The 22,248-nt window shown below is 41.6% G+C and carries 20 protein-coding genes; 12 read left to right on the top strand and 8 right to left on the bottom strand.

Translation table 11 applies throughout. The features are described from left to right. Positions 1 to 2: 2 nt before the first annotated feature. Entirely contained in the window at positions 3 to 947 is a 945-nt protein-coding gene (locus tag VOI46_RS05045) for a DUF58 domain-containing protein (RefSeq protein ID WP_004587308.1), read from the bottom strand. A 3-nt stretch (positions 948 to 950) separates the two neighbouring features. Beyond that, the gene (locus tag VOI46_RS05050; protein ID WP_004587307.1) at positions 951 to 1,907 is read right to left on the bottom strand and encodes an AAA family ATPase; all 957 of its coding nucleotides are present in this window, start codon (positions 1,905 to 1,907) and stop codon (positions 951 to 953) included. Positions 1,908 to 2,236: 329 nt separating this feature from the next. Here VOI46_RS05050 and fadI point away from each other — a divergent pair, with 329 nt between their 5' ends. The 3 genes from fadI to VOI46_RS05065 all read left to right on the top strand — a co-directional run bounded on the left by fadI (position 2,237) and on the right by VOI46_RS05065 (position 6,566). After that, positions 2,237 to 3,547, top strand: a complete 1,311-nt coding sequence (fadI, locus tag VOI46_RS05055; protein ID WP_004587306.1) for an acetyl-CoA C-acyltransferase FadI — start codon at positions 2,237 to 2,239, stop codon at positions 3,545 to 3,547. Beyond that, positions 3,547 to 5,769 carry a fatty acid oxidation complex subunit alpha FadJ gene (gene fadJ, locus VOI46_RS05060; protein ID WP_004587305.1) on the top strand — a complete coding sequence of 741 codons (2,223 nt, stop codon included), beginning with the start codon at positions 3,547 to 3,549 and terminating at the stop codon, positions 5,767 to 5,769. Before fadI ends, fadJ begins: the two co-directional genes overlap by 1 nt. Positions 5,770 to 6,056: 287 nt before the next feature. Beyond that, entirely contained in the window at positions 6,057 to 6,566 is a 510-nt protein-coding gene (locus tag VOI46_RS05065) for a GNAT family N-acetyltransferase (RefSeq protein ID WP_004587304.1), read from the top strand. Positions 6,567 to 6,603: 37 nt separating this feature from the next. Here VOI46_RS05065 and VOI46_RS05070 read toward each other — a convergent pair whose 3' ends face one another. Continuing rightward, entirely contained in the window at positions 6,604 to 6,990 is a 387-nt protein-coding gene (locus VOI46_RS05070; protein WP_004587303.1) for an MmcQ/YjbR family DNA-binding protein, read from the bottom strand. A 194-nt stretch (positions 6,991 to 7,184) separates the two neighbouring features. On the opposite strand from VOI46_RS05070, the gene yeiP reads away from it, so the two are divergent. After that, positions 7,185 to 7,757 (top strand): elongation factor P-like protein YeiP, encoded by a 573-nt coding sequence (gene yeiP, locus VOI46_RS05075; RefSeq protein ID WP_004587302.1) that lies wholly within the window; start codon positions 7,185 to 7,187, stop codon positions 7,755 to 7,757. Positions 7,758 to 7,937: 180 nt separating this feature from the next. Here the strand turns inward: yeiP and VOI46_RS05080 are convergent, their stop codons facing one another. The 3 genes from VOI46_RS05080 to VOI46_RS05090 all read right to left on the bottom strand — a co-directional run bounded on the left by VOI46_RS05080 (position 7,938) and on the right by VOI46_RS05090 (position 14,435). Beyond that, positions 7,938 to 9,074 carry an ISAs1 family transposase gene (locus tag VOI46_RS05080; RefSeq protein WP_024602346.1) on the bottom strand — a complete coding sequence of 379 codons (1,137 nt, stop codon included), beginning with the start codon at positions 9,072 to 9,074 and terminating at the stop codon, positions 7,938 to 7,940. Positions 9,075 to 9,397: 323 nt separating this feature from the next. Further along, positions 9,398 to 11,656: an EAL domain-containing protein gene (locus VOI46_RS05085; RefSeq protein WP_004587300.1), complete on the bottom strand. Its 2,259-nt coding sequence runs from the start codon at positions 11,654 to 11,656 to the stop codon at positions 9,398 to 9,400. A gap of 55 nt (positions 11,657 to 11,711) precedes the next feature. Next, positions 11,712 to 14,435 carry an insulinase family protein gene (locus tag VOI46_RS05090; protein WP_004587299.1) on the bottom strand — a complete coding sequence of 908 codons (2,724 nt, stop codon included), beginning with the start codon at positions 14,433 to 14,435 and terminating at the stop codon, positions 11,712 to 11,714. Positions 14,436 to 14,618: 183 nt separating this feature from the next. Here VOI46_RS05090 and sixA point away from each other — a divergent pair, with 183 nt between their 5' ends. Continuing rightward, positions 14,619 to 15,089 carry a phosphohistidine phosphatase SixA gene (sixA, locus tag VOI46_RS05095; protein ID WP_004587298.1) on the top strand — a complete coding sequence of 157 codons (471 nt, stop codon included), beginning with the start codon at positions 14,619 to 14,621 and terminating at the stop codon, positions 15,087 to 15,089. Positions 15,090 to 15,104: 15 nt separating this feature from the next. After that, on the top strand, positions 15,105 to 15,455 hold the full coding sequence (locus tag VOI46_RS05100; protein WP_004587297.1) for a RidA family protein: 351 nt from the start codon (positions 15,105 to 15,107) through the stop codon (positions 15,453 to 15,455). 6 nt (positions 15,456 to 15,461) lie between these two features. Here the strand turns inward: VOI46_RS05100 and VOI46_RS05105 are convergent, their stop codons facing one another. Continuing rightward, the gene (locus VOI46_RS05105) at positions 15,462 to 16,394 is read right to left on the bottom strand and encodes an AEC family transporter (RefSeq protein ID WP_004587296.1); all 933 of its coding nucleotides are present in this window, start codon (positions 16,392 to 16,394) and stop codon (positions 15,462 to 15,464) included. Between the two features lie 15 nt (positions 16,395 to 16,409). Beyond that, positions 16,410 to 16,967, bottom strand: coding sequence for an endonuclease SmrB (gene smrB, locus VOI46_RS05110; protein WP_004587295.1), 558 nt, complete (start codon positions 16,965 to 16,967; stop codon positions 16,410 to 16,412). 151 nt (positions 16,968 to 17,118) lie between these two features. On the opposite strand from smrB, the gene prmB reads away from it, so the two are divergent. From prmB to VOI46_RS05140, 6 genes are all read left to right on the top strand, one after another. Continuing rightward, positions 17,119 to 18,054: a 50S ribosomal protein L3 N(5)-glutamine methyltransferase gene (gene prmB / locus VOI46_RS05115; protein ID WP_004587294.1), complete on the top strand. Its 936-nt coding sequence runs from the start codon at positions 17,119 to 17,121 to the stop codon at positions 18,052 to 18,054. Between the two features lie 58 nt (positions 18,055 to 18,112). Then, positions 18,113 to 19,210: a chorismate synthase gene (gene aroC / locus VOI46_RS05120; protein WP_004587293.1), complete on the top strand. Its 1,098-nt coding sequence runs from the start codon at positions 18,113 to 18,115 to the stop codon at positions 19,208 to 19,210. Between the two features lie 118 nt (positions 19,211 to 19,328). Continuing rightward, positions 19,329 to 19,706, top strand: a complete 378-nt coding sequence (locus tag VOI46_RS05125; RefSeq protein WP_004587292.1) for a DUF4112 domain-containing protein — start codon at positions 19,329 to 19,331, stop codon at positions 19,704 to 19,706. 118 nt (positions 19,707 to 19,824) lie between these two features. Further along, positions 19,825 to 20,472: a glutathione S-transferase family protein gene (locus VOI46_RS05130; RefSeq protein WP_004587291.1), complete on the top strand. Its 648-nt coding sequence runs from the start codon at positions 19,825 to 19,827 to the stop codon at positions 20,470 to 20,472. A 101-nt stretch (positions 20,473 to 20,573) separates the two neighbouring features. After that, on the top strand, positions 20,574 to 21,128 hold the full coding sequence (locus tag VOI46_RS05135; RefSeq protein ID WP_004587290.1) for an elongation factor P hydroxylase: 555 nt from the start codon (positions 20,574 to 20,576) through the stop codon (positions 21,126 to 21,128). Next, the gene (locus VOI46_RS05140; protein WP_004587289.1) at positions 21,118 to 22,248 is read left to right on the top strand and encodes an ATP-NAD kinase family protein; all 1,131 of its coding nucleotides are present in this window, start codon (positions 21,118 to 21,120) and stop codon (positions 22,246 to 22,248) included. The genes VOI46_RS05135 and VOI46_RS05140 overlap by 11 nt, the downstream gene beginning before the upstream one ends.

The following is a 22,248-nucleotide window of genomic DNA, read 5'->3' on the forward strand; positions in this document are numbered from 1 at the left end:
GGTTATTTTCTCACTAATTGCAGCTCAAGCGGGCTCGCTGCATTGAATGATATTAAGTTAAGACCCGATTTAGTTAAGCGATTTAGGCGTGTGCTAAATGCTTGCTCGGCGTTTTTTGCAAAGCGTTCTCTAAAGCTTTTATCCATAAGCGGTAGCGCAAAATCTTGGCCGTTGGCATTAACAGTGACAGCGTTTTTAAACGCGGGGAGCGTATGTTCAAACGGATCACTTATATGACAGCCTATCAGCTCACAGTGGCGGCTTAGTATTTCTAATTGTTTAAAGCTTGCATCATCTAAGGCATTAAAGTCAGAGACTAAATACACTAAGCTGCCAGGTTTAGCTAGGTGGTTAAGTCGTTTTAAATTATCGCTAAAGTTGTTGGTTGCTTGTTTATCTATATTGTTAAGTGCTTGCTGGTGGCTGTCGCATAGATTATGACACAGCTTTAATACCGCTTTTTCGCGGGCGCTGGGCTTTAGTTCTAAATGCGAGTGTTGATTAAACACGATACCGCCAATTCTATCTCCGCGTTGACACGCCGACCACGCAACTAGCGCGCTAATGTGCGCAGCCTGTACCGACTTAAGCAGCAGCTTTGAGCCAAATAGCATAGAGTTTGAAAAATCAGTAAATACAAAAACAGGGCGCTCTTTTTCTTCTTGAAAAAGCTTTGTATGGGTTTCGCCGGTACGCGCTGTTACTCGCCAGTCAATAGAGCGAATGTCATCACCTTGCTGGTAATGACGCACTTCGGCAAACTCCATACCTCGGCCTTTATGGGGCGCAAGGTATTGCCCAGTTAAACTGTTTTTAATTTTAACTTTTGGTGCAAGCTCTAATAACTGTGCTTTAGCTTTGTAATACAGCAGCTCTTTTAGCGCTAAATTTACACCGTGGCTGTGGCTTTCTTTTAGCCACGCCTTTGAGTCTAATTGTGTTTGCATAACTTAGGGTACGGCTACAAGTTCAACAATGCGGCTTATAACCTGATCTTTAGTAATGCCATCAGCCTGTGCTTCGTAGCTTAAAATAATACGATGGCGCAGTACATTATGTACAACGGCTTGAATGTCATCGGGTGCTACAAAATCGCGGCCATGTAACCAAGCGTGGGCACGGGCACATTTATCAAGTGCAATGGTAGCACGCGGGCTTGCGCCAAACTCAATCCAACGGCCAAGTTGCTCATCAAACTTAGCCCCTTCACGAGTGGCAATAATAAGCTGTACTAAATATTGCTCAAGCGGCTCGGCTAAATACAAGCCTAAAATAGCTTGGCGAGCGGCAAATAAATCGCTTTGGGTAATTTGTTGCATAACCGCTTGTTGTTCATTAAGTGCTTCTCCACGGGTTAACCGCAGTATGTCTAGCTCGTGCTCTGCACCTGGGTAATCAATGCTTAAATGTAATAAAAAGCGGTCTAATTGTGCCTCTGGCAGCGGGTAAGTCCCTTCTTGCTCCAGTGGGTTTTGGGTAGCCATTACCATAAATAAATCGCTTAGCGGGTAGGTGTTTTTGCCTACCGTTACTTGGCGCTCTGCCATGGCTTCTAGTAGTGCTGATTGTACTTTTGCTGGGGCACGGTTTATTTCGTCGGCTAAAATAAGGTTATGAAATAAAGGGCCTTTCTCAAACACAAATTCACTGGTTTGTTGGCGGTAGATATCGGTGCCAGTTACATCGGCAGGTAATAAATCGGGAGTAAACTGTACGCGCTGGAACGAGCCTTCAATGCCTTTAGCAAGGGCGTTAACAGCACGGGTTTTTGCAAGCCCTGGCGGGCCTTCTACTAATAGATGGCCATCCGCTAAAATGGCAATAAGGAGTGCTTGAGTAAGCTCTGGCTGGCCAATAATTTGTGTATCTAAGTACGTTTTTAATTGTTTGAATGCGTTAGCTGCCATAATAAATAGACTTCCTCGTCAGCTGGATTTGTACCTAATTTATTTTAGGTGATTAATACTGACCTAGTTATAAGGTTTATAAGTGAGTAACTCAAGAGTTAGACTGTATTTTTAAAAATAGTTCGTTATTTTTTAACGGTTTTTAGCGTACCACAAAACTTTGTAAAAACGCGTAAAAAAGCCTATTGTGGTAGTCAATATTAAGCACTATGTATATATCTACCTTTAGTGCTTTTGTATAAATTTGTGTTTATCTATTGGCTTTAGCACACGGGTTGTTTAGAATCGAGGAAAACAAACAGGTCAGACCTGTCAGCGGGAGAGCATAAATGTCTGAGCAAAATATACTAAAAACACCAAAAGGCGACCGTATTGCCATCGTTAGCGGCTTACGTACTCCTTTTGCAAAACAAGCAACAGCGTTTCACCATGTACCAGCCCTTGATATGGGTAAGTTGGTGGTTAACGAAATGCTTGAACGATTAAATTTCGACAAGTCAGAAATCGATCAACTTGTATTTGGTCAAGTAGTACAAATGCCAGAAGCGCCAAATATTGCACGTGAAATTGTTTTAGGTACGGGTATGCCAGTAGGCGTAGATGCGTATTCTGTATCGCGTGCGTGTGCTACCAGCTTTCAGGCCATTGCTAATGTAGCTGAGTCTATTATGGCAGGCTCTGTAAATGTAGGTATTGCCGGTGGCGCCGATTCATCTTCAGTATTACCTATTGGCGTAAGTAAAAAATTGGCAGGTAGCTTAGTTGATTTAAACAAAGCACGTACCTTAGGCCAGCGTTTACAAATATTCTCAAAACTGCGTTTAAAAGATTTATTACCAGTACCGCCTGCGGTTGCTGAATACTCAACAGGCCTTTCAATGGGGCAAACTGCTGAGCAAATGGCGAAAACACATAACATAAGCCGTGAAGATCAAGATGCACTAGCGCATCGTTCGCATTCACTTGCAACCCAAGCATGGGCCGATGGCAAGTTAAAAGATGAAGTAATGACGGCGCACTTACCGCCATATAAAAGCTTTATTGAAGAAGATAATAACATTCGTAAAAATTCTACAGTTGAAGGCTACGCTAAGCTTAAACCAGTATTTGACCGCCAACATGGCTCGGTTACCGCTGCAAATGCAACACCATTAACCGATGGTGCAGCCGCCGTACTGATGATGAGCGAAAGCAAAGCAAAAGCACTAGGCTACGAAATTTTAGGTTATGTACGTAGCTTTGCGTTTTCGGCAATTGGTGTAGAAAAAGACATGCTAATGGGCCCAGCGCATTCAACGCCTATCGCACTTGATAGAGCAGGTATTACACTTGCTGATTTAGATTTAATTGAAATGCACGAAGCCTTTGCATCGCAAACACTTGCCAATATGAAAATGTTTGCATCAGATAAGTTTGCGCAAGAAAAACTTGGTCGTAGCAAAGCAATTGGCGAAATTAACATGGATAAGTTTAACGTTAACGGCGGCTCACTGGCATATGGTCACCCATTTGCTGCAACCGGTGCTCGCTTAATTACGCAAAGCTTACACGAGCTTAAACGTCGTGGTGGCGGTTTAGCATTAACAACAGCGTGTGCTGCTGGTGGTTTAGGTGCAGCCTTTGTATTGGAGAGCGCGTAATGACAGATTCAGTATTTAATTTAACGGTAGATGAAAACAAAATTGCCGTAGTAACCATTGATGTGCCGGGTGAGAAAATGAACACCCTGCGCGATTCATTCGCTGATGACTTAAAAGCTTTACTTGAAGCGGCTAAGCAAGAGTCAGTAAAGGGGATGGTATTTATAAGTGGTAAAAGCGATAACTTTATCGCGGGCGCTGATGTAAAAATGCTAGATAACGTGCAAAAGCGTGAAGATGCTTTAGCAATTAGTGAACTTTGTCATCAAGCATTTTTTGATATGACAAAACTACCTTATACAACAGTAAGTGCAATACATGGTGCTGCGCTTGGTGGTGGTTTAGAGTTTGCTTTAGCATGTGATTACCGTGTAGGCACAGATAGCGATATGACTAAAGTAGGCCTGCCAGAAGTACAACTTGGTTTATTACCAGGTGGTGGCGGTACGCAGCGTTTAACTAAAATTGTAGGCATTCAAAAAGCACTTGAATGGATGCTAACTGGCAAGCAAATTCGCCCTAAGCAAGCTAAAAAAGCAGGCGTATTAGATGATGTAGTACCACAAAGCGTATTACTAAAAGTCGCTAAAGAATTTGCCGCTAAGAAAAAGCCAGCAGATAAAGAGCCAAAGCTTGATAAAGTAAGCAAATTATTAGAGTCAAACCCATTTGGCCGTAACTTTATCTTTAAAAAAGCCAAAGAAAACGTCCTTAAAAAAACCGGCGGACATTACCCCGCACCGCTTGCAATTATTAAGGCTGTGCGTGCAAGTGTAGAGCTGGATAAATTAAAAGCATACAAAACAGAAGCTGAAAGCTTTGCAACACTTGTAATGAGTGATGAATCTAAAGCGCTTCGCGGTATTTTCTTTGCAACCACTGAAATGAAAAAAGAGTGGCGCAACGACGATGCGCCAGCAATTAGTAAAACAGCTGTTTTAGGTGGCGGCCTAATGGGTGCCGGTATTGCGCATGTAAGCGCAGTAAAAGCCAAAGTACCTGTACGTATTAAAGATGTAGCAGAGCAGGGCATTAGTAATGCCATGAACTACACCTACAAAATTTTAGATAAGCGCCTTAAACGCCGCATTATGTCTAAAGCTGATATGCAGTTAACCATGAACCGTATTACCGGTACTACCGACTACAGTGGCTTTAAACACATTGATTTAGTAGTAGAAGCTGTATTTGAAGATTTAGCCTTAAAGCAAGGTATGGTTGCCGATATAGAGCAGCAATGCCAAAGCAATACTATTTTTGCAAGTAACACGTCATCACTGCCTATTTCGCAAATTGCAGCACAGGCACAGCGCCCTGAAAACGTGATAGGCCTGCATTACTTCTCGCCAGTTGAAAAAATGCCACTCGTGGAGATTATTCCGCACGAAGGGACTTCACAAGAGACTATAGCGCGCGTAGTTAACTTTGCACGTAAGCAAGGTAAAACGCCCATTGTGGTAAAAGACATGGCAGGCTTTTACGTAAACCGTATTTTAGCGCCTTATGTAAATGAAGCAGCTAATTTAATGCTTGCCGGTGAGCCAATTGAAAAAATTGATGCAGCCCTTGTAGAGTTTGGTTTCCCAGTTGGGCCGCTTGCTTTACTTGATGAAGTAGGGATTGATATAGGCTCTAAAATAGCCCCAATTCTTGAAAAAGAATTAGGCGAGCGTTTTAAAGCGCCTGATGCATTTTCTCGTATGATTGATTCAAAACGCCTAGGCCGTAAAACGGGTCGTGGTTTTTATGAGTACGATAAAAAGAGCAAAAAAGTTGACGAGTCAGTGTATGAGCTATTAGGTGTAACCCCTGCACCGCGTTTAAATAAAAGCGAAATTGCTAAGCGTTGTGTATCACAAATGCTTAACGAAGCCGTGCGTTGTTTAGACGATGGCATTATTGCAAGCCCACGTGATGGCGACATTGGCGCTATATTTGGTATTGGCTTCCCACCGTTTTTAGGTGGACCGTTTAGCTATATGGATAAATTGGGCGCCAGCAAGGTTAGCTCTGATATGTCTACATTAGCTAATAGCAATGCAAATTTTGCCCCATGCGACACGTTAGTAAGTATGGCTGAATCAGGCGCTAAGTTTTATCAAACGCAGCCTGCTGCAGATGAGCCAAGCCCAGCACCTGTTGCTGAACAAGCAATAGAAGCAGAGCCTGCTGATGAGCAACCTCAAGTAGAGAGCGTTGACTCACCAAAGCAAGACTCGTAAAACAGCTTGATTAAAAAAACCGCATTATATGCGGTTTTTTTATATCTGCTATTTGTAAATATAGAATTCTAGGGCGCAATAATACCAACCCGCAATAATACTTAATCATTCTGCGGGGCTAAACGTGTCGCTACCTGTGTTAAAAACGTGCATTTATAAAACCTAAATTGCCAGTTTTTATTTAGTTATCGACAGGTTTTTACCCTCAAATAAGACTTATAATTAAGTGGCTTGCTATAAAGTATGTTAGCTTAATTTGCAGCTAAGCAGATAAGAGGTAAACCATCATGCAGTTGTTTACAGCACGATTGGCAATGCGCCCACTTCAAAGCAGTGATTGGCCATTATTTTTGCAGTTACATCAAAATCCTACCGTGATCCGTTATTGCTACGATATGCCCAGCGAAGCGTTTGTACGCAGCCGGTTTGAACAACGTTTAAAAAGTTGGGATAGCACTTCTACTCATCCACTTTGCCTTGTGGTATTTGATAAGCAGTCAAATGAGCCCATGGGTGTAACGGGGTTTACATACGAACTTGAGCAAGCTGAGCTAGGCTATTTGTTTTTACCCGCGTATTATAATCAAGGCTTTGCCAGTGAGTCATTGCGTGCCGTGATTGAGTGGGCATGGCAACAATGCGGTATTACACAGTTTAAAGCCGTGGTTACAAAGGGGAATATAGGGTCTGAAAAGGTATTACAAAAGTGTGGATTAACGTTAACTGGCATTAATACGCAAGCGCACACTATTAATAATACACGTTATGATGATTTGATATACACATTAAAATTGTAGCAAATAGGGCTAGCAAGCTAGCCCGTGATGGTGGTTTCTATAGATGTGCTTCAATTGCTTTACGGTCTTTTTCTGGCATATTCTCAACAACTAATTTGAACGAATTATCGATCATTCTTTCAATTTCGCCTTGTGGAATAGAGCCATCTAATATCACCGTATTCCAAAGCCGCTTGTTCATATGATAGCCAGGGATCACCGCAGGAAAAATATCACGCAATTTAAGTGCTTCATCGGGATCGCACTTTAAATTAAGCCACCAAATAGGATCTCCATCATCATTAACGTCTCCATCATTACCTAAGGCAAGGGTGGCAAACATTTTATGATTTACTTTATAAACATCAACCTCTTGAGCAAATGGTTTTGTCACTTGCACCAAGGGCTTCTTTACTAAATACTCATGTACTGTGTTTTGGTCCATGATCCAATCCTTGAAGTCATACTCGGTAGAGATACCATAGCAGTTTTTTTCGCTTTTGATTATAGGTATTTAGTTTTAAATTAAAAATTTGCAAGTCTATATCAAATGCAGCCCCAAATTAACGTATTTTTAGTTGAACAATACCCAGTTCGTGGTATGTTTCTGGCAATCAAAAAAATAATAGGAAAACCCCCATGCCAAAGGCGAGTGAAGTTAAAAAAGGAACCGCGATTGAGTTTAATAATCGCGTGTTGGTAGTTAAAGATATTGTACGTTCAGTACCACAAGGCCGTGCAGGCGGTAGTTTGTACCGTATGCGCTTATACGATGTAGTAACAGGTGCGAAAGTAGACGAAACCTTCAAAGACAGCGACATGCTAACCTTAGCAGATTTAACTCGCCGCGAAGCAATGCTTTCTTACATTGATGGCGATGAATACGTGTTTATGGATAATGAAGACTACACGCCGTATAACTTAAACAAAGAGGCGATAGCAGAAGAAATTCAGTTCGTTAACGAAGAAACGCAAGGCGTACACGTTATTGTGATTGATGGCTCGCCTGTAGGTTTAGATTTGCCATCAAGCGTAGAGCTGGTTGTTGAAGAAACAGACCCTTCAATCAAAGGCGCTTCTGCCAGTGCACGCTCTAAGCCTGCACGCCTGAGCACGGGTTTAACCATTTCGGTGCCTGAGCATATATCTACGGGCGACCGTATCCGTATTAATACGGTTGAGCACAAATTTATGGGCCGCGCTGAAAAGTAACCCAAGCTATACAATAAAGCTGGCGCTATGCCGGCTTTTTTTATGGCTAAATTTTTAAACTAGGGAATAGTAATCTGCATCAATACTTAATTTATATGCGCTGATAGCTAAAATGGCGACTCATTGGCTTATCAAGCCTGCTGCTTTAAAAGTGTGTTATTTGCCGTTAAAATGCCACGGCTAGCGCATTTTAATCCCAGATTCTAACAGGGTTGAGCGATAATCATCGTCTAGCCCTGCCATTTTCTTTTTTCTCGCCATACTGGCTGTTTTAGTTGTATCTTGTTTAAATAACGCCATGGCTATTTTTCTCATTACGTTAAAAACAAGGGGTCCTTGCTTCTTACGGATTCTTGATTCATCTTCCCTAAAGTTCATATCCAACATCCAATGCATACTTTCAACCTGCCAGTGGCTTCGTACCGCATTAAGAGCTTGCTCCGCACCTAACGCTAACGAACTAATATACCAACGCGTTTCTATCGTGTCTGTACCTGATGATTTATCGTGAACCTCAGCGGTTACTTGAATAACACTCTTTAAGCCAGACCATTGGTAGATTTTATCTAACCAGCTTTTATCAATAAGCAATTGCTGACAAACCCTTGTTTCAATGCGCCCATGCCCTGAGCTTATTTCGGTATGTTTATCATAGTTGCTATTGGTCAATCCTTCGCGCTCACTCTTGTGCCACCAAGCTTCTAATTCACTCTGCATACCTGAATGGTTACCTTTGAGCGCTAGGATATAATCAGCTTTTTGTTTAATTATTTGTTTCGCTATTTCTTGCTGGCAGCCCATAGCATCAAGTGTAATGATGCTATTTTCAATATCTAGCATGGTGAGTAACTCAGGTATGGCTGTGATTTCATTTGTTTTGCTATCAACGGCTGTTTGCCCTAAAACTAACTGGTGTTGGCAGCTCCATGCACTGACGGTATGTAAAGCACTTTTTCTATCTTTGGTTGTAAATGAACGACGTGCAGTTTTTCCATCCATAGCAATAATATCAGCACCCGTGGTTTCAATAAGTGAAGATATCCAAGATTGAAATGCATGCTCTATTTCATCTGATTTTAACCGACAAATGACACGGGCTATGGTGTCGTGTCTTGGAATACCCGCGTTGAAAGCGCCATATCTTTTTAACCAATCAAGTTTTAGATGCCCAAAGTCTTCAATATCCTCCCATCCTTGTGCACCGGAGATTACTGCACTAATGGCTAAAAGGAGAATATCGATAAGCTCATGCTTTTTACAGCGTTCAATGCGAGGATCGGTAATTGAATTAAAGTGTTTCAGAAAAGTAGCGCTCATATTTTACGTGACCAAGGTGATTATTATGCCTTGATCTGATCACTACATATTCTATAAGTTCAATTTATAATGATCTTGCCGTGGTTAAAATGCGCAGCGTTGTTTTGAGCTCAGTTGGGGTGATGTTTGCTTTTCGTTTTTATTAATGCTCTATGTGCTTTGGCCATTTACATTCAAGCGCTTAAAAAAGGTATGCCAATTAAACGGTGGATTTTATTAGGGGCACTAATCGGCCCTGGCGCATGGTGCTTATTTGGTTTGCATTACAGGCGTGCTTTTATACGCAACGTAGGAGCTGGTGCGTGTATATGGCGCCCGTAACATTACCTTATTTGCGCTAAATGTTTATTAGCACTAATAAGGCTTGGCGTAGAGTTGCTTTGTTGCTGTTTTAAAAAGGCCGTAAATTCATCTTTTGAAAGCGGTTTTGAATAGAAGTAGCCCTGTACGGTTTCACAATTTAGCGTTTTAAGTATGTCAATTTGGCTTGCTTGCTCCACACCTTCAGCAACCACATGTAAGTCGAGGTTTTGCGCAATCGTCACGATAGAGTCAACCATGTTGCGGCCACGTTCGGTTTTCATGTCATCAATAAATGCTTTATCTACTTTTAAGGTATTCAGCGGAAATTGTTTTAAGTACGCTAAAGATGAATAACCTGTACCAAAATCGTCCATGGCTAAATGAATACCACGCGCACTTAGCGATCGCATAATTGCAATGGCTTCTTGTGGGTCGTCCATTACCGTGCCTTCGGTAATTTCCAGCTCTAAAAAGTAAGAAGGTAGCTCGTTTTTTTGTAATATCACGTCAATACGGGTCGTTAAATCTGGCAAGCTAAACTGCTTAGCCGATAAGTTAACTGCAACGCGGCCGCTAAATAGCCCATCGTCTAGCCATTGTTTTACATCGCAACACGCTTTGTTTAAAACCACTTCACCAATTTCTATTATTTGCCCGGTTTCCTCTGCAATAGGAATAAAAACACCGGGGCTAATAACGCCTTTTTTAGGGGTTATAAAGCGCACTAATGCTTCCATTCCGGTAAGTTTACCAGTGCGAATATTCATTTTTGGTTGGTAATACACTTCAAAATGGTTTTCTTTTAGACCAAAGCGCATTAGGTTTTCTATTTGTAAGCGTTTAACCGCTTGGCGGTTCATGGTGTCGTTAAAAAACAGGTAACTATTACCTTTCTTTTTAGCATGATACATTGCGGTATCAGCGTTTTTTAATAGTAGCTCTGGCGTACTGCCATCTTCAGGGAATAACACTATGCCTACGCTTGAGGTAATAGCGAGCTCGTGGCCTGCCATTTTAAATGGGGTCGCAATTGCAGCTAAAAATTGCTTTGCCATGCGAGTAATAACATGAATATCATTAGTATCTGCCATAACTAAGGCAAATTCATCACCCCCTAGGCGGTAAAAAACATCATTCTCTCGAGTTAATTTATTTAATCGCATAGCCAGTTTTGCTAATAGGCTGTCGCCTAGCTGGTGGCCTAATGAATCATTAATCTTTTTAAAGTTATCTAAATCAAATACCAAAAGGGCATGGTGGGTATTTTGTTTTACTAGCTTTTGTAGGTCGGTAAAAAATAAATTTCTGTTAGGTAAGCTGGTCGTACGGTCTCTATTTGATAAATTATGCAGTTGCGATTGTGCATTTTTACGTTCGGTTAAATCTGAATAAACCACTACATAGTTTGTTATTTGGTGTTGTTCGTTTTTTATCTCATCAATAGAAATCTCTATTGGCAGTAACACTCGCTCACTATTGCGCAGTTTTACCTCTTGTTGAATTCGCTCCCGCTCTCGCACTATATTTTTAATGTTTTCTGTGTAGCTTTTATCGTAACCAGGTAAATTAAAAGGCTTTTTGAGATATTGCTCTCTAACGCCACCAAAAAGCGTTAAAAAGCTGGGGTTAATATCAACTAAGTTAAAGTTTTTATCATATATAGCAAGTGCATCAGTGAGTGATTCTACACACTTAGCAAATAAATTGAGACGCTCTTGTGTTGATTTTAACACTGAAATATCGCGCACTGTGCCGGTCATTCTCAGTGGCGCTAAGTTGGCATCTTTTTCTATTATTTTTCCGCGGTCTAATACCCAGTGCCAGTGGCCAAAGGTGTCTTTAATACGGTAAGTGGTTTCAAAAAAAGCAGACTTTTGAGCAAAGTGTTTTTTTAATAAATGCTCTACTGAGGCAATATCGTGTGGGTGGATCAAGCTTTTGTTTGGCGGAAAACCCATTAACGTTGTTGAATCCATCATGTATTTATCGTTAATACGAATAACTTCGCCAGTTTTTATATTCCAATCCCAAAGCGTATCGCCACTGCCTTCAACCGTGCTTTTTAAGCGCTTTTCCGAGAGGCTGTGCTGTAACCGAGAGCGCTTTAATTTATAAATTACAAATAATAGGTATGGCAAAGCCAGCGCAAGTAGGGCACTGGCAATAATTAAAACGGTGTTGGTATTTATATTAAAGGCGTGTTCAAAGGCAACCGCTGCGGGTGCTAGGCTTAGCAGCAACCAGTAAAAACCACATTTTATTGTTGTTATTTTTATCATTTGTTTTATTACTACTAATTAACAAATGATAATTTAAATCATGCCACTTGCAGAGTCAAAGAGATTGCGAGCAAAGCGGCATTTTTTGCGATTTATTTACTTTTGCGCTACTTAATAACTCATACCTTGGCCTATCTTTTGAAAAAGTAGCTATGGCATAGCTTTTCATTTCTTCTAGGCTGAGGGCGTGCAGTGCCTCTAGCAGGCGTTTTTGCATATGAAAGTCATGATCTTTATTGCCTATTGCAAGCCAAAAGCGCTGTGAACGTAACCGTAAGTTTTTATCTTTTTCAGCAATATGAGTTGTCAAACCTTGTTTATGCTGCTGCCATGTTGTTTCATCTAGGGAGTCTAGGTTAGCAATAAACTGGCTTACAAAATGATTATGCCTGTGCAGCAGGGTCTGAGCTTCAAATTTTGGTGATTGAATATAAAAAGCAATACCGGCGCGGGTGTTAAATGGTGCATAGCCAGAGCCAACTAAGTAACCTAGCTGTTGTGTGGTTCTCAGCTCGTTAAAATAGTCTTGGTTAATTATATGATTAAGTGCCATTAATTTAACTTTTTCATCCACTTCTGCACTTTGTGCTTGGTAGTAAATGACCATAGCGTTATCACTGCATGGCAGTTCAAGTTCGCAGCGAGTCACTTGGTCTATCTCGTACAGCGGGCGTGTTAAATCTTCAATAGCCGTGGCATTTTTTAAATGCTCAGCCACTTTTTTATGAAATACTTTCGCGTCTGTTTGTTGCCAATTACCGTGTAAAAACGACTCAACATGTAAGGCTTTAAAAAAATCGGCTCTAAATTCGTTAAATTGCTGAAAACATGTATTTTTAAGTGCAGTGGCTAACTCGTCGGGTTGTGGGTTCCATGGCATTATTTTGGCACCTAACACGCTAAATAATTCACTCACCGGTTTATTTTGGTTGCTGTTACGCCAGTGCCTTACCAGTTGCTTTTTGTATTCGGCAAAGCGGCGTGCGCAAATATCAACATTAAACAGCGCATCAAGTAATTGTTCCACCAACTCTAGCTGACTAGTCGATAGCCCAGCTGTGTGCAACGTAAGCCCGCCTTGGTGAGAGGTTAAATGATAACTTAAACCTGCCAATTCTGCGGGGTAAAATTGCTCGCCAACACTGTCCATAAATAAGTCACTAAAAAGGCGCGTTAATGCCATGTGCTTTACATCTTTTACTGCAAAGTGCGAGTCCATTGCTAAATAAAAATGACCTTTGGCCACTCTAAAGGTGTTGTCTTGTTTAAACCAAAAGTCAAACCCTGGCTCTTTAACTAACAGTAAAGGCTTGGTTTGTGGTTTTTCGACTTCGTATAACACCACTTCTTTTGTTAAATAGGGGTTTGCTGTGGGCAGCAGCATAGTGCTCAGCGGTTTATTTATATGCGCAAGTGACTCCAGCCAATGCGGCGAAATTGGCTCAACTTTGTAAGGGGTGTTGTACCACGCGGTGGTGTGCTCTGCCTCTACGCCTGGATGAATAAGTACTAAGCGCATATTATGCGGGGTAAGCCATTGCATCGCCATTTCGTGAGTGGCTTTATTAAAGCCCTCCATTAAGTAATCGCCTTGCACATAGTTAGCTTCGTCGTAGTGTTGCATATTAATGCTTAGGTTACTTACCCAATCAATTAAGCGCGATTTTTCTTGGTTATCAAACGCAATTTGTAACAGGTTTTTTTTATCTTGATACAGGCGCGGTAGTTTGTCGGTGTTATCGTTGATTAGACAAATATACTCAAACACAATTTCTATTATGTCTTCAAAGTATTCAATGCCTTCATCGGTAAGCGCCATGCTAATGTTAAAATCTTTAAAGTTACTGCCATTTATACCGCCGCCGGCAGAAAGTGCGTTAATCCACCCTTGTTCTTTTAAAATAGAGTACAACGAGCCTGCGCCTTCGTAGCCTAGTAAGTGGGCTATAAAGCTGACGGTTTTGTGGCGATAAAAGTCATCGATATTTGGCATAGCAAAACTAATAATGAGTTTTTGCATGTGCTTGTGTGGTTCAATGTGCAGTACTTTGCCAATATCTTGCGCGCGATATAATGGCTCCTCAATAGGGGCTTTAAGCGCACCTTTATGGCCATTAATGCCACTAAAATAACGATGTGTCCACTGCGCGAGTGTATCAAGCGGTTCGTTGGCACAAATTACCAGTGTCATCCACTGCGCTTGATAGTGCTTATTAAAAAAATTTCTTAACTCGTCACTTATGCAGCGCTCTCTATCGGCGAGGGTATGTAAATTACCCACCGAAAATTTAGCAAAGGGGTGAGCTGGGTTTACGGTTTCTTTATGAGCTTGATAAATACGACGCCCATCATCTTTTATTTTTAATTTAAACTCAGCCTCTATGGCATTACGTTCTTTTTCGGTTTCCGCTGGGTTTAATAATGGGGCAATAAAAAAACGGCTAAATTGCGCAAGGGCTTTTTCAATGGCTTGGTTATTAATATCAAAGTAATAGCACGTGTGCTCAGTGCCGGTCCAGGCGTTGGTGTTCCCGCCCGATTGAGACACAAAATTATTAAAGCTTCCAGAATCAGGGTATTGGTCGGTACCTAAAAAAAGCATATGCTCTAAAAAGTGTGCAAGGCCTTGCCTGTCAAGGGGGTCATCAAAATGGCCAGCGTTAACCGCCATAGAAGCAGCGGCTTTAGTTGAATCTTTATCTTGCACTAATAATACTTTTAGCCCATTGTCGAGTGTAATGGCGCGGTATGCTCTGTTATCATTGCGGCTGATATTCAAATGATGCTCCTGAAACTAGACGTTTACTTGTTAACAACAGATGATAGCTTCAGGACAGCGAAAAAATAGCGAAAAGATTTACCTGAATATCATGAGAGAATTATTCTTTGGAATAATAGTTAATATAGCGGACAAATGGGCAAACTGGCTACTGTTTTATATTCATTAATCGGTTGATTTTTTATGAAAACAATCTTAATTATGCGCCACGGCGAAGCGACACCGATGCAAGCTAACGACGCAGCAAGAAACCTAACACCGAAAGGCCATGCAGAAGCAGAAAAAATGGGCTTATGGCTACACAAACACTTTTCTGTTGATGCGTTATTGGTAAGTCCTTACTCGCGCGCGCAGCAAACGGCTAAAGAAGTTGAAAAAAACAATGTATTTAAATTTAGTGAAACCTGTAGCGACATAATCCCCGAGGGAAAGCCACAAATAGCAGCTGATTATTTAGAAACACTTATTGCTATGCATCCTCAGTGTAATACTTGGTTAGTGGTCGCCCATATGCCTATTGTGAGCTATATAGTTGATCAGCTCAGCCCGGGTAATATGCCTATTTTTAACACCGCAGCAGTTGCTGTAATTCAGTATGACGAAACATCACAGCGCAGTGAATATGTAAATATTAACGCGCCTGCCAACATATAGAGAAAAGAGATAACAATGAGTATAGAACGCCTTGAAACGGGTGCGCGCATGAGCCGTATAGTTAAACATAATGGAACCGTTTATTTATGCGGACAAGTATGCAGCGATGCAGAGCAAAACATTACAGAGCAAACGCAAACTATGCTCGACAAAGTAGAGGCCTTACTTGAGCAGGCGGGGAGTTCTAAAAAGCATATGCTAAGCGCAACTATTTACGTTAAGAGCATGGAATATTTTGCCGATATGAATGCTGTATGGGATGCATGGGTGCCAGAAGGTTATGCACCAGCACGCGCCTGTGTTGAAGCTAAAATGGCGCGCGATGCGCTATTAGTAGAAATTTCGGTAGTGGCCGCACTTAAATAAGCGATTTTATAAAAGCACTGCAAGCCAAAATGAAAAGCTTACAACACTAAGCACCGTTGAAAGCACCACTGCACCGGCGAGCGTAACTTGATGCGTATTTAATTGGCTTGCAATTAAATACGCATTAACGCCAACAGGCGAGGCGCTTAGCAATACCAGTACGTTACGAATTTGCGTATCTAGTACAAACACCCACGTAGCTGCTACACACACAGCAGCAGGCAAAATCAGTATTTTTAACAGTGAAGAAATAAGGGCCGGCTGCCAATTTGCTGCCACCTTATAAAACACCAAATTAGCGCCTAACACAAATAAAGCACATGCAATAGCAGGGCTGGCGAGTAGCTCTAAGGCATTGGCTAAATTCGCAAATAATGTAATTCCCGACACATTTAAAAGTAATCCACAGCCAATACTTAACACAATAGGGTTAAGGACCATGTTTTTAGCAAATTTTGCCCACGAGAAGTCAGCTGTGTTTCCTTTCGCGCCTATTAAATAAGTTAACGCAAAAAGCAGCGTGCTATGAAATGTGATGATCATAAAGGCGATAGCAATCATGTCTTTGCCAAGTGAAGCAATAACAATGGGTATACCCACTAACACCATATTTGAATAACTACCGGCAAGACCAAACACACTATGCTGTTGATAATTTCCAGCATTGGCTTGTTTAGTTAAATAGTACCTATCAATAAGTATGCCCAAAGAAAATACCGCTAATACAGGAATATAAAAGCTTAAAAATGCTTCAAAGCTAATACTTTGATGCAAATTTATTTGCGACATATTGAGCATTAAAAAGGCGGGTAAGCTCACATAAAAAGTAAATTTACTTAAGCCGTCAATATGTTGCTGATTAAAAAACTTAAAATAACAACAGGTGTAGCCCAGTGCGACAATAAAAATTAAGGGAAAAATAATCGAAAAAATTTGCACGTATTCTTCCTTTAATTAGCGTCTAAACTCATCGCTTTGTGGTAAATCAATTAAAATCAGCACGGCACCGCGCCCGCCGTATTCTAGCGGTGCTTGATGCATGGCAATTACATCGGGGTGCTGTACCAAATACTGCGGTACTTTGTGTTTTAAAACACGCTCGCCAATGCCATGCACTATGCACGCGCAGTAATAATGCTGTTTTTTGCACTCGTGGATGAGTCCCGCGAGTTCATCTTTTGCACGTTCTTTATTAAGCCCGTGCAGGTCGAGTGTTAAATCGGGCGCAAAGTCGCCGCGTCGTAACTGTTTTGCTAAAAAAGAGTCGTGGCCATTTTGCACGTAATTAATGGTGCTATTTGTGTCTATATCGGGAATATATTCGTCAGAGAAGAAAAATTCAGACTCAACCTGCTTTTTTTGCTGGGCAAATTGCTTCGCTTGTGACACCTTAGGTTTTGTATCAAACCTATGGGTATCTTGTTTAAACACCTCAGCGCCTGTAATTGTTTGGCGAAAAAGGTCAATGTCGTCATTGCTTAGGGACGATTGTGATGAGATGTCTTTTTTCATAAATTTTACCTAAACAAAAAAACGTAAAAACGCAGCGCAAAAGGCGGTACAATATAAAGGTGAGGGGCAATTGTAATTTGCTCAGCACAGTTAGGCAATGCAATCGTCGCAAAGACTCAAAACAGTCAGTTAGCTAAAACAGGTAAAAAATATGAGTGATTTACAAATAGAAGAAGCAACACTTGATGAAGCTGTTGCAGAACTGTCAACGTTACATGACTGGTTACGCTGGACTACAAGCCAATTTGCAAGTAGTGGAATATTTTTTGGACATGGCACAGATAACGCGTGGGATGAAGCTGTTAGCTTATTACTTCCTGCACTAAGTTTACCTATTGATGCCCCCAAAGAGTTAATGCATGCGCGGTTAACAAGCACAGAAAAAAACCGCCTAGCAGGGTTAATCGCAGAGCGTATAAACGACTGCACGCCGGTTCCTTATTTAACAAACATTGCTTGGTTTGCGGGCATGCCATTTTATGTTGATGAGCGTGTGCTTATTCCGCGCTCGCCGTTTGCAGAACTTATTGCTAATAAGTTTTCACCGTGGCTTGAGCAGCCGCAAAGCGTTAACCGTATTTTAGATTTATGCACAGGCTCTGCTTGTATTGCTATTGCGCTTGCGCAGGCGTTTGAAACGGCACAAGTAGATGCGGTTGATATTTCGTATGAAGCGCTTGAAGTAGCAGATATAAACATAAACGACTATATGCTAAGTGACCGCGTACTGCCTATTCAGTCAGATGTATTTAGTGGAGTGCCAGGGCAAAAGTATGACCTAATAGTAGCCAATCCTCCGTATGTTGATGCTGAGGACATGGCTGATTTACCACGAGAATTTCATCATGAGCCTGAGCTTGGTTTAGCATCTGGGCATGATGGCTTAGACGTTACCCGTACTATTTTAGAGCATGCTAGCAATCATCTAACTGATAACGGTTTGTTATTTGTAGAAGTTGGTAACTCTATGGTACATATGGATGCTTTATATCCGGGCGCACCATTTGAGTGGGTTGAGTTTGAGCAAGGCGGCTTAGGTGTATTTGTTATAAGCAAAGCGCAGCTTGATACGTATTTTGCAAAATAAATTTTAGGCCGAGCGTATGCTCGGCAACTTTTGTAGTCATTAGGAATGAGGAAAGTTAATGGCAGGTAATAGCATAGGGCAGTTGTTTAAAGTGTCCACCTTTGGTGAGAGCCACGGCGTTGCCCTAGGCGGTGTTGTAGATGGTACTCCCGCAGGCCTTGAGATCACAGACGCTGACTTACAAATTGATTTAGACCGTCGTAAACCTGGGCAAAGCCGCTATACAACGCAGCGCCGAGAAGACGATCAGATAAAAATTCTTTCAGGCGTTTTTGAAGGTAAAACCACAGGCACAAGCATTGGTTTACTTATCGAAAATACCGATCAACGCTCAAAAGACTACGGTAAAATTAAAGATGTGTTTCGCCCAGGTCATGGCGATTACACTTACTGGCACAAATACGGCCTGCGCGATTATCGCGGCGGTGGTCGCTCTTCTGCGCGTGAAACCGCAATTCGTGTAGCGGCAGGCGCAATTGCTAAAAAATACTTAAAGCAGTTTCATGGTATTGAAGTAAAAGCATGTTTAAGCCAACTTGGGCCAATAAAAGCCGAAAGCTACGACTGGGATGAAGTTGAAAACAACTTATTCTTTTTCCCTGATGCAAGTAAGCTAGAAGCGCTTGATGAGTACATGCGAGACCTTAAAAAGCAAGGTGACTCAGTGGGCGCTAAAGTAAAAGTAGTGGCTAGCAACGTACCGGTAGGATTAGGCGAGCCTGTATTTGATAGGCTAGATGCTGAAATTGCGCATTCACTAATGAGCATTAATGCCGTTAAAGGTGTAGAAATTGGCGATGGCTTTGATGTGGTAGAGCAAAAAGGCTCCGAGCATCGTGATGAATTAACCCCAGAAGGCTTTACCTCAAACCACGCGGGTGGCGTACTTGCTGGTATTTCTACAGGGCAAGATATTATTGCCTCTATTGCGCTTAAGCCTACATCAAGTATCACTATTCCAGGTAAAAGCATTAATACTGAAAACGAAGCAGTAGAGATGATCACCAAAGGGCGCCACGATCCGTGCGTTGGTATTCGTGCAATTCCTATTGCTGAGGCAATGATGGCTATTACATTAATGGACCATTTACTGCGCCAGCGCGGGCAAAACCCACATGTTAACCACGAACATGGACCAATTAACGGCTCTGTTTAACCGTTAATATTTAAAAAAGCGCGGAGTACCGCGTTTTTTTGTGCCTGTAATTTGCTTTTAAGCCTTTCAGGGGTTGTTCAAGTTTGCGCTATATACTGTTTTAAGGAGGAGAGTAATTATGAGCGATAATAAGCACGATAACACACACCTTGAAACTCAAGCTGCTATAGCAAGGCTAGAGCGCTTTAGTAAGCTTACAGACAGCAGCATTGGCATCCCTTTTACTAAATTTAACATAGGGCTAGAGGCTGTGATTGGTTTAATACCCGTTATAGGTGATGCCGCAGGGCTTATTTTATCAAGCTATGTACTGGTAGAGGCGCAGCGTTTGGGCGTAAGTAAACGCATAAAAACGAAGATGATCATTAATATGCTGATTGATTTTGTAGGCGGCTTAGTGCCATTTTTTGGCGATATATTTGATGCTTTTTTTAAAGCCAACACCCGCAACACCCGTTTATTAAAAAAACATTTAAATGCGCAGTTAGCTAATTGATAGTAATACTGTTTTTTTAGGGGTTTTAAATTTAGCATTAAGAATAAAAAACAAAGTGTTGTTGGTTGTTTAATCACCTAGTAAGGTAGGGAAGCCTATTCACTTTGGTATATACAAAATGCAATTATTTATCGGTAATAAAAACTATTCTAGCTGGTCATTACGCGCATGGTATTTAATGAGTACATTTGATGTCCCGTTTGACGAAACCCAGCTTGTGCTCGACACCAGTGACTTTTACGACGAACTAAAACAACACTTCCACGTTCAAAAAGTGCCGGCGTTAATTGATGGTGATTTGCAAGTGTGGGACTCGCTCGCAATTTGTGAATATATTAACGATGCCCATTTATCGGGAGCAGGGTGGCCTAAATATATTACTCAGCGAGCTACAGCGCGCGCATTAAGCGCTGAAATGCATGCCGGCTTTATGGCACTGAGAAACGAAATGCCGATGAATATAAGAGCCACACGTAAAGTAACGCTTTCAAGTGCTGCACTAAAAGATATTCAACGTATTGATGAGATATTTTCCCAGCAGCAAGATGTGTTTCCTAATGAATGGTTTTTTGGCGACTTTAGTATAGCCGATGCGATGTACGCCCCCATTGTACTTCGTTTAAAAACGTACCAGATTACCTTATCCCCAGCGGCGCAGCAGTATTGTGATTTTGTGATGCGTTGCCCTGTTTTGCAAAAGTGGATAACCCAAGCACTTACAGAAACCGATATAGTGCAGTGCGATGAGGCGGGAGTAGAGGTATAACTCGCTCATCACTTTTACTTTAAAGGTAAAAGCCCGTACAATTCGTCTCGTTTTTAGTGCGCTAATTTTGCGCTGTAACCGAGACGAATTAATCAGTTTTTATGCATCATATAGCCGATCTTATATCTATTTTCGATAGTGTTTTTTATCAAAGCCATAACACTCGCTTAGTAAAAGGCGATGATGAGCCTGTTTATCTACCTGCCAATAATACCCATGGTTTTAATCAAATTGTATTTGCACACGGCTTTTACGCCAGTGCCCTACATGAAATAGCGCATTGGTTAGTGGCTGGCAATAAACGCAGAGAGCTTGAAGATTATGGGTATTGGTACTGCCCAGATGGGCGAGATAAACACCAGCAAGCTGAATTTGAAAACGTAGAAATAAAGCCACAAGCCATAGAGTGGCTGCTCAGCACCGCTGCTGGCTTTGATTTTAATGTGTCGGTAGATAACTTGAACGGCGAGCAAACTTGCCGGTTTGACTTTCAGGCGCGAGTACACCAGCAAGTATTAATGTTATTAGAGCAGGGAGTTAACGCACGAACTTATGCATTATTAAAAGCGTTAAGTGATTTTTATAAAACACCGTGGCCGTTAACCGCTCAGCAATTTAATTGGCATCACCCTCAGGAGTTACAAAATGCAGTTTAAGTTAGGCTTAATTATTAACCCTGTTGCAGGACTTGGTGGCAGCGTTGCTTTAAAAGGCAGTGATGGCGAAAACACTGCTGCAAAAGCAATTGAGCTGGGTGCGCAAGCCAAAGCTAACAGCCGCACACAGGCAGCCCTAGAAGTGCTTGTACCCTATAAAGAGCAGTTAACAATTTATACTGTAAATGGCGATATGGGCGAAAAAGCAGCACGCGCACTAGGCTTTAATGTTGAGGTAATTTATACCGCCAATACCGTAACAAGCGCCGATGATACAGAGGCTAGCGCAAAGCTACTTAAAAATTTAGGCGTAGATTTAGTCCTTTTTGCTGGTGGCGATGGTACTGCGCGCAATATTTGTCATGCCATAGAAGATACCGTACCAGTGCTGGGTATACCTGCTGGCTGTAAAATTCACTCTGGCGTATATGCAATTACACCTAAAGCAGCAGGGCGCGTAGTAGAAATGCTAGTAAAAGGCGAGCTAGTTACACTTGCAGATGCCGATGTAATGGATATTGATGAAGAGGCGTTTAGGCAAGGCACCGTAAAAGCTAAGCGCTACGGTGAAATGCAAATACCAAGCGAAGTACGTTATGTACAAGCGGTTAAAAATGGTGGTAAAGAAACAGATGAATTAGTACTTGCCGACATTGCAGCGCATGTGGTGAGCGAAATGGATGAAAACACCTATTACATCATGGGTAGTGGCTCAACTGTTGAAGCAATAATGCAAGAAATGGGGCTAGATAATACTTTATTAGGTGTAGATTTAATTAAAGATCAAACCCTAGTTGCGCAAGACTTAACTGCTAAACAGCTACTTGAGTACACGCATGGGCAAGCTACTCAATTAGTTATTACATTAATAGGCGGGCAAGGCCATATTTTTGGTCGAGGGAATCAGCAGCTAAGCCCTGAGCTTATTCGCACTATTGGCAAAGAAAACATTATTGTGGTGGCAACTAAAACCAAATTACACGCGTTGAACGGGCGTCCACTTATTTGTGACACCGGCGACAGCGCTTTAGATGATGAATTAACAGGTTACACTAAAGTAACCACCGGCTATAACGACCATATTATGTATGCTGTCGGTTATGAAAACCAGGAGAAGTAA

It is taken from the genome of Pseudoalteromonas sp. CuT4-3 (assembly GCF_035666335.1).
GTDB lineage: Bacteria > Pseudomonadota > Gammaproteobacteria > Enterobacterales > Alteromonadaceae > Pseudoalteromonas > Pseudoalteromonas atlantica.

Bases quoted from the DNA above. Each gene is read 5' to 3' on its own strand.
- VOI46_RS05045 (WP_004587308.1), bottom strand. From the start codon at position 947: ATGCAAACACAATTAGACTCAAAGGCGTGGCTAAAAGAAAGCCACAGC.
- VOI46_RS05050 (WP_004587307.1), bottom strand. From the start codon at position 1,907: ATGGCAGCTAACGCATTCAAACAATTAAAAACGTACTTAGATACACAA.
- fadI (WP_004587306.1), top strand. From the start codon at position 2,237: ATGTCTGAGCAAAATATACTAAAAACACCAAAAGGCGACCGTATTGCC.
- fadJ (WP_004587305.1), top strand. From the start codon at position 3,547: ATGACAGATTCAGTATTTAATTTAACGGTAGATGAAAACAAAATTGCC.
- VOI46_RS05065 (WP_004587304.1), top strand. From the start codon at position 6,057: ATGCAGTTGTTTACAGCACGATTGGCAATGCGCCCACTTCAAAGCAGT.
- VOI46_RS05070 (WP_004587303.1), bottom strand. From the start codon at position 6,990: ATGGACCAAAACACAGTACATGAGTATTTAGTAAAGAAGCCCTTGGTG.
- yeiP (WP_004587302.1), top strand. From the start codon at position 7,185: ATGCCAAAGGCGAGTGAAGTTAAAAAAGGAACCGCGATTGAGTTTAAT.
- VOI46_RS05080 (WP_024602346.1), bottom strand. From the start codon at position 9,074: ATGAGCGCTACTTTTCTGAAACACTTTAATTCAATTACCGATCCTCGC.
- VOI46_RS05085 (WP_004587300.1), bottom strand. From the start codon at position 11,656: ATGATAAAAATAACAACAATAAAATGTGGTTTTTACTGGTTGCTGCTA.
- sixA (WP_004587298.1), top strand. From the start codon at position 14,619: ATGAAAACAATCTTAATTATGCGCCACGGCGAAGCGACACCGATGCAA.
- VOI46_RS05100 (WP_004587297.1), top strand. From the start codon at position 15,105: ATGAGTATAGAACGCCTTGAAACGGGTGCGCGCATGAGCCGTATAGTT.
- smrB (WP_004587295.1), bottom strand. From the start codon at position 16,967: ATGAAAAAAGACATCTCATCACAATCGTCCCTAAGCAATGACGACATT.
- prmB (WP_004587294.1), top strand. From the start codon at position 17,119: ATGAGTGATTTACAAATAGAAGAAGCAACACTTGATGAAGCTGTTGCA.
- aroC (WP_004587293.1), top strand. From the start codon at position 18,113: ATGGCAGGTAATAGCATAGGGCAGTTGTTTAAAGTGTCCACCTTTGGT.
- VOI46_RS05125 (WP_004587292.1), top strand. From the start codon at position 19,329: ATGAGCGATAATAAGCACGATAACACACACCTTGAAACTCAAGCTGCT.
- VOI46_RS05130 (WP_004587291.1), top strand. From the start codon at position 19,825: ATGCAATTATTTATCGGTAATAAAAACTATTCTAGCTGGTCATTACGC.
- VOI46_RS05135 (WP_004587290.1), top strand. From the start codon at position 20,574: ATGCATCATATAGCCGATCTTATATCTATTTTCGATAGTGTTTTTTAT.
- VOI46_RS05140 (WP_004587289.1), top strand. From the start codon at position 21,118: ATGCAGTTTAAGTTAGGCTTAATTATTAACCCTGTTGCAGGACTTGGT.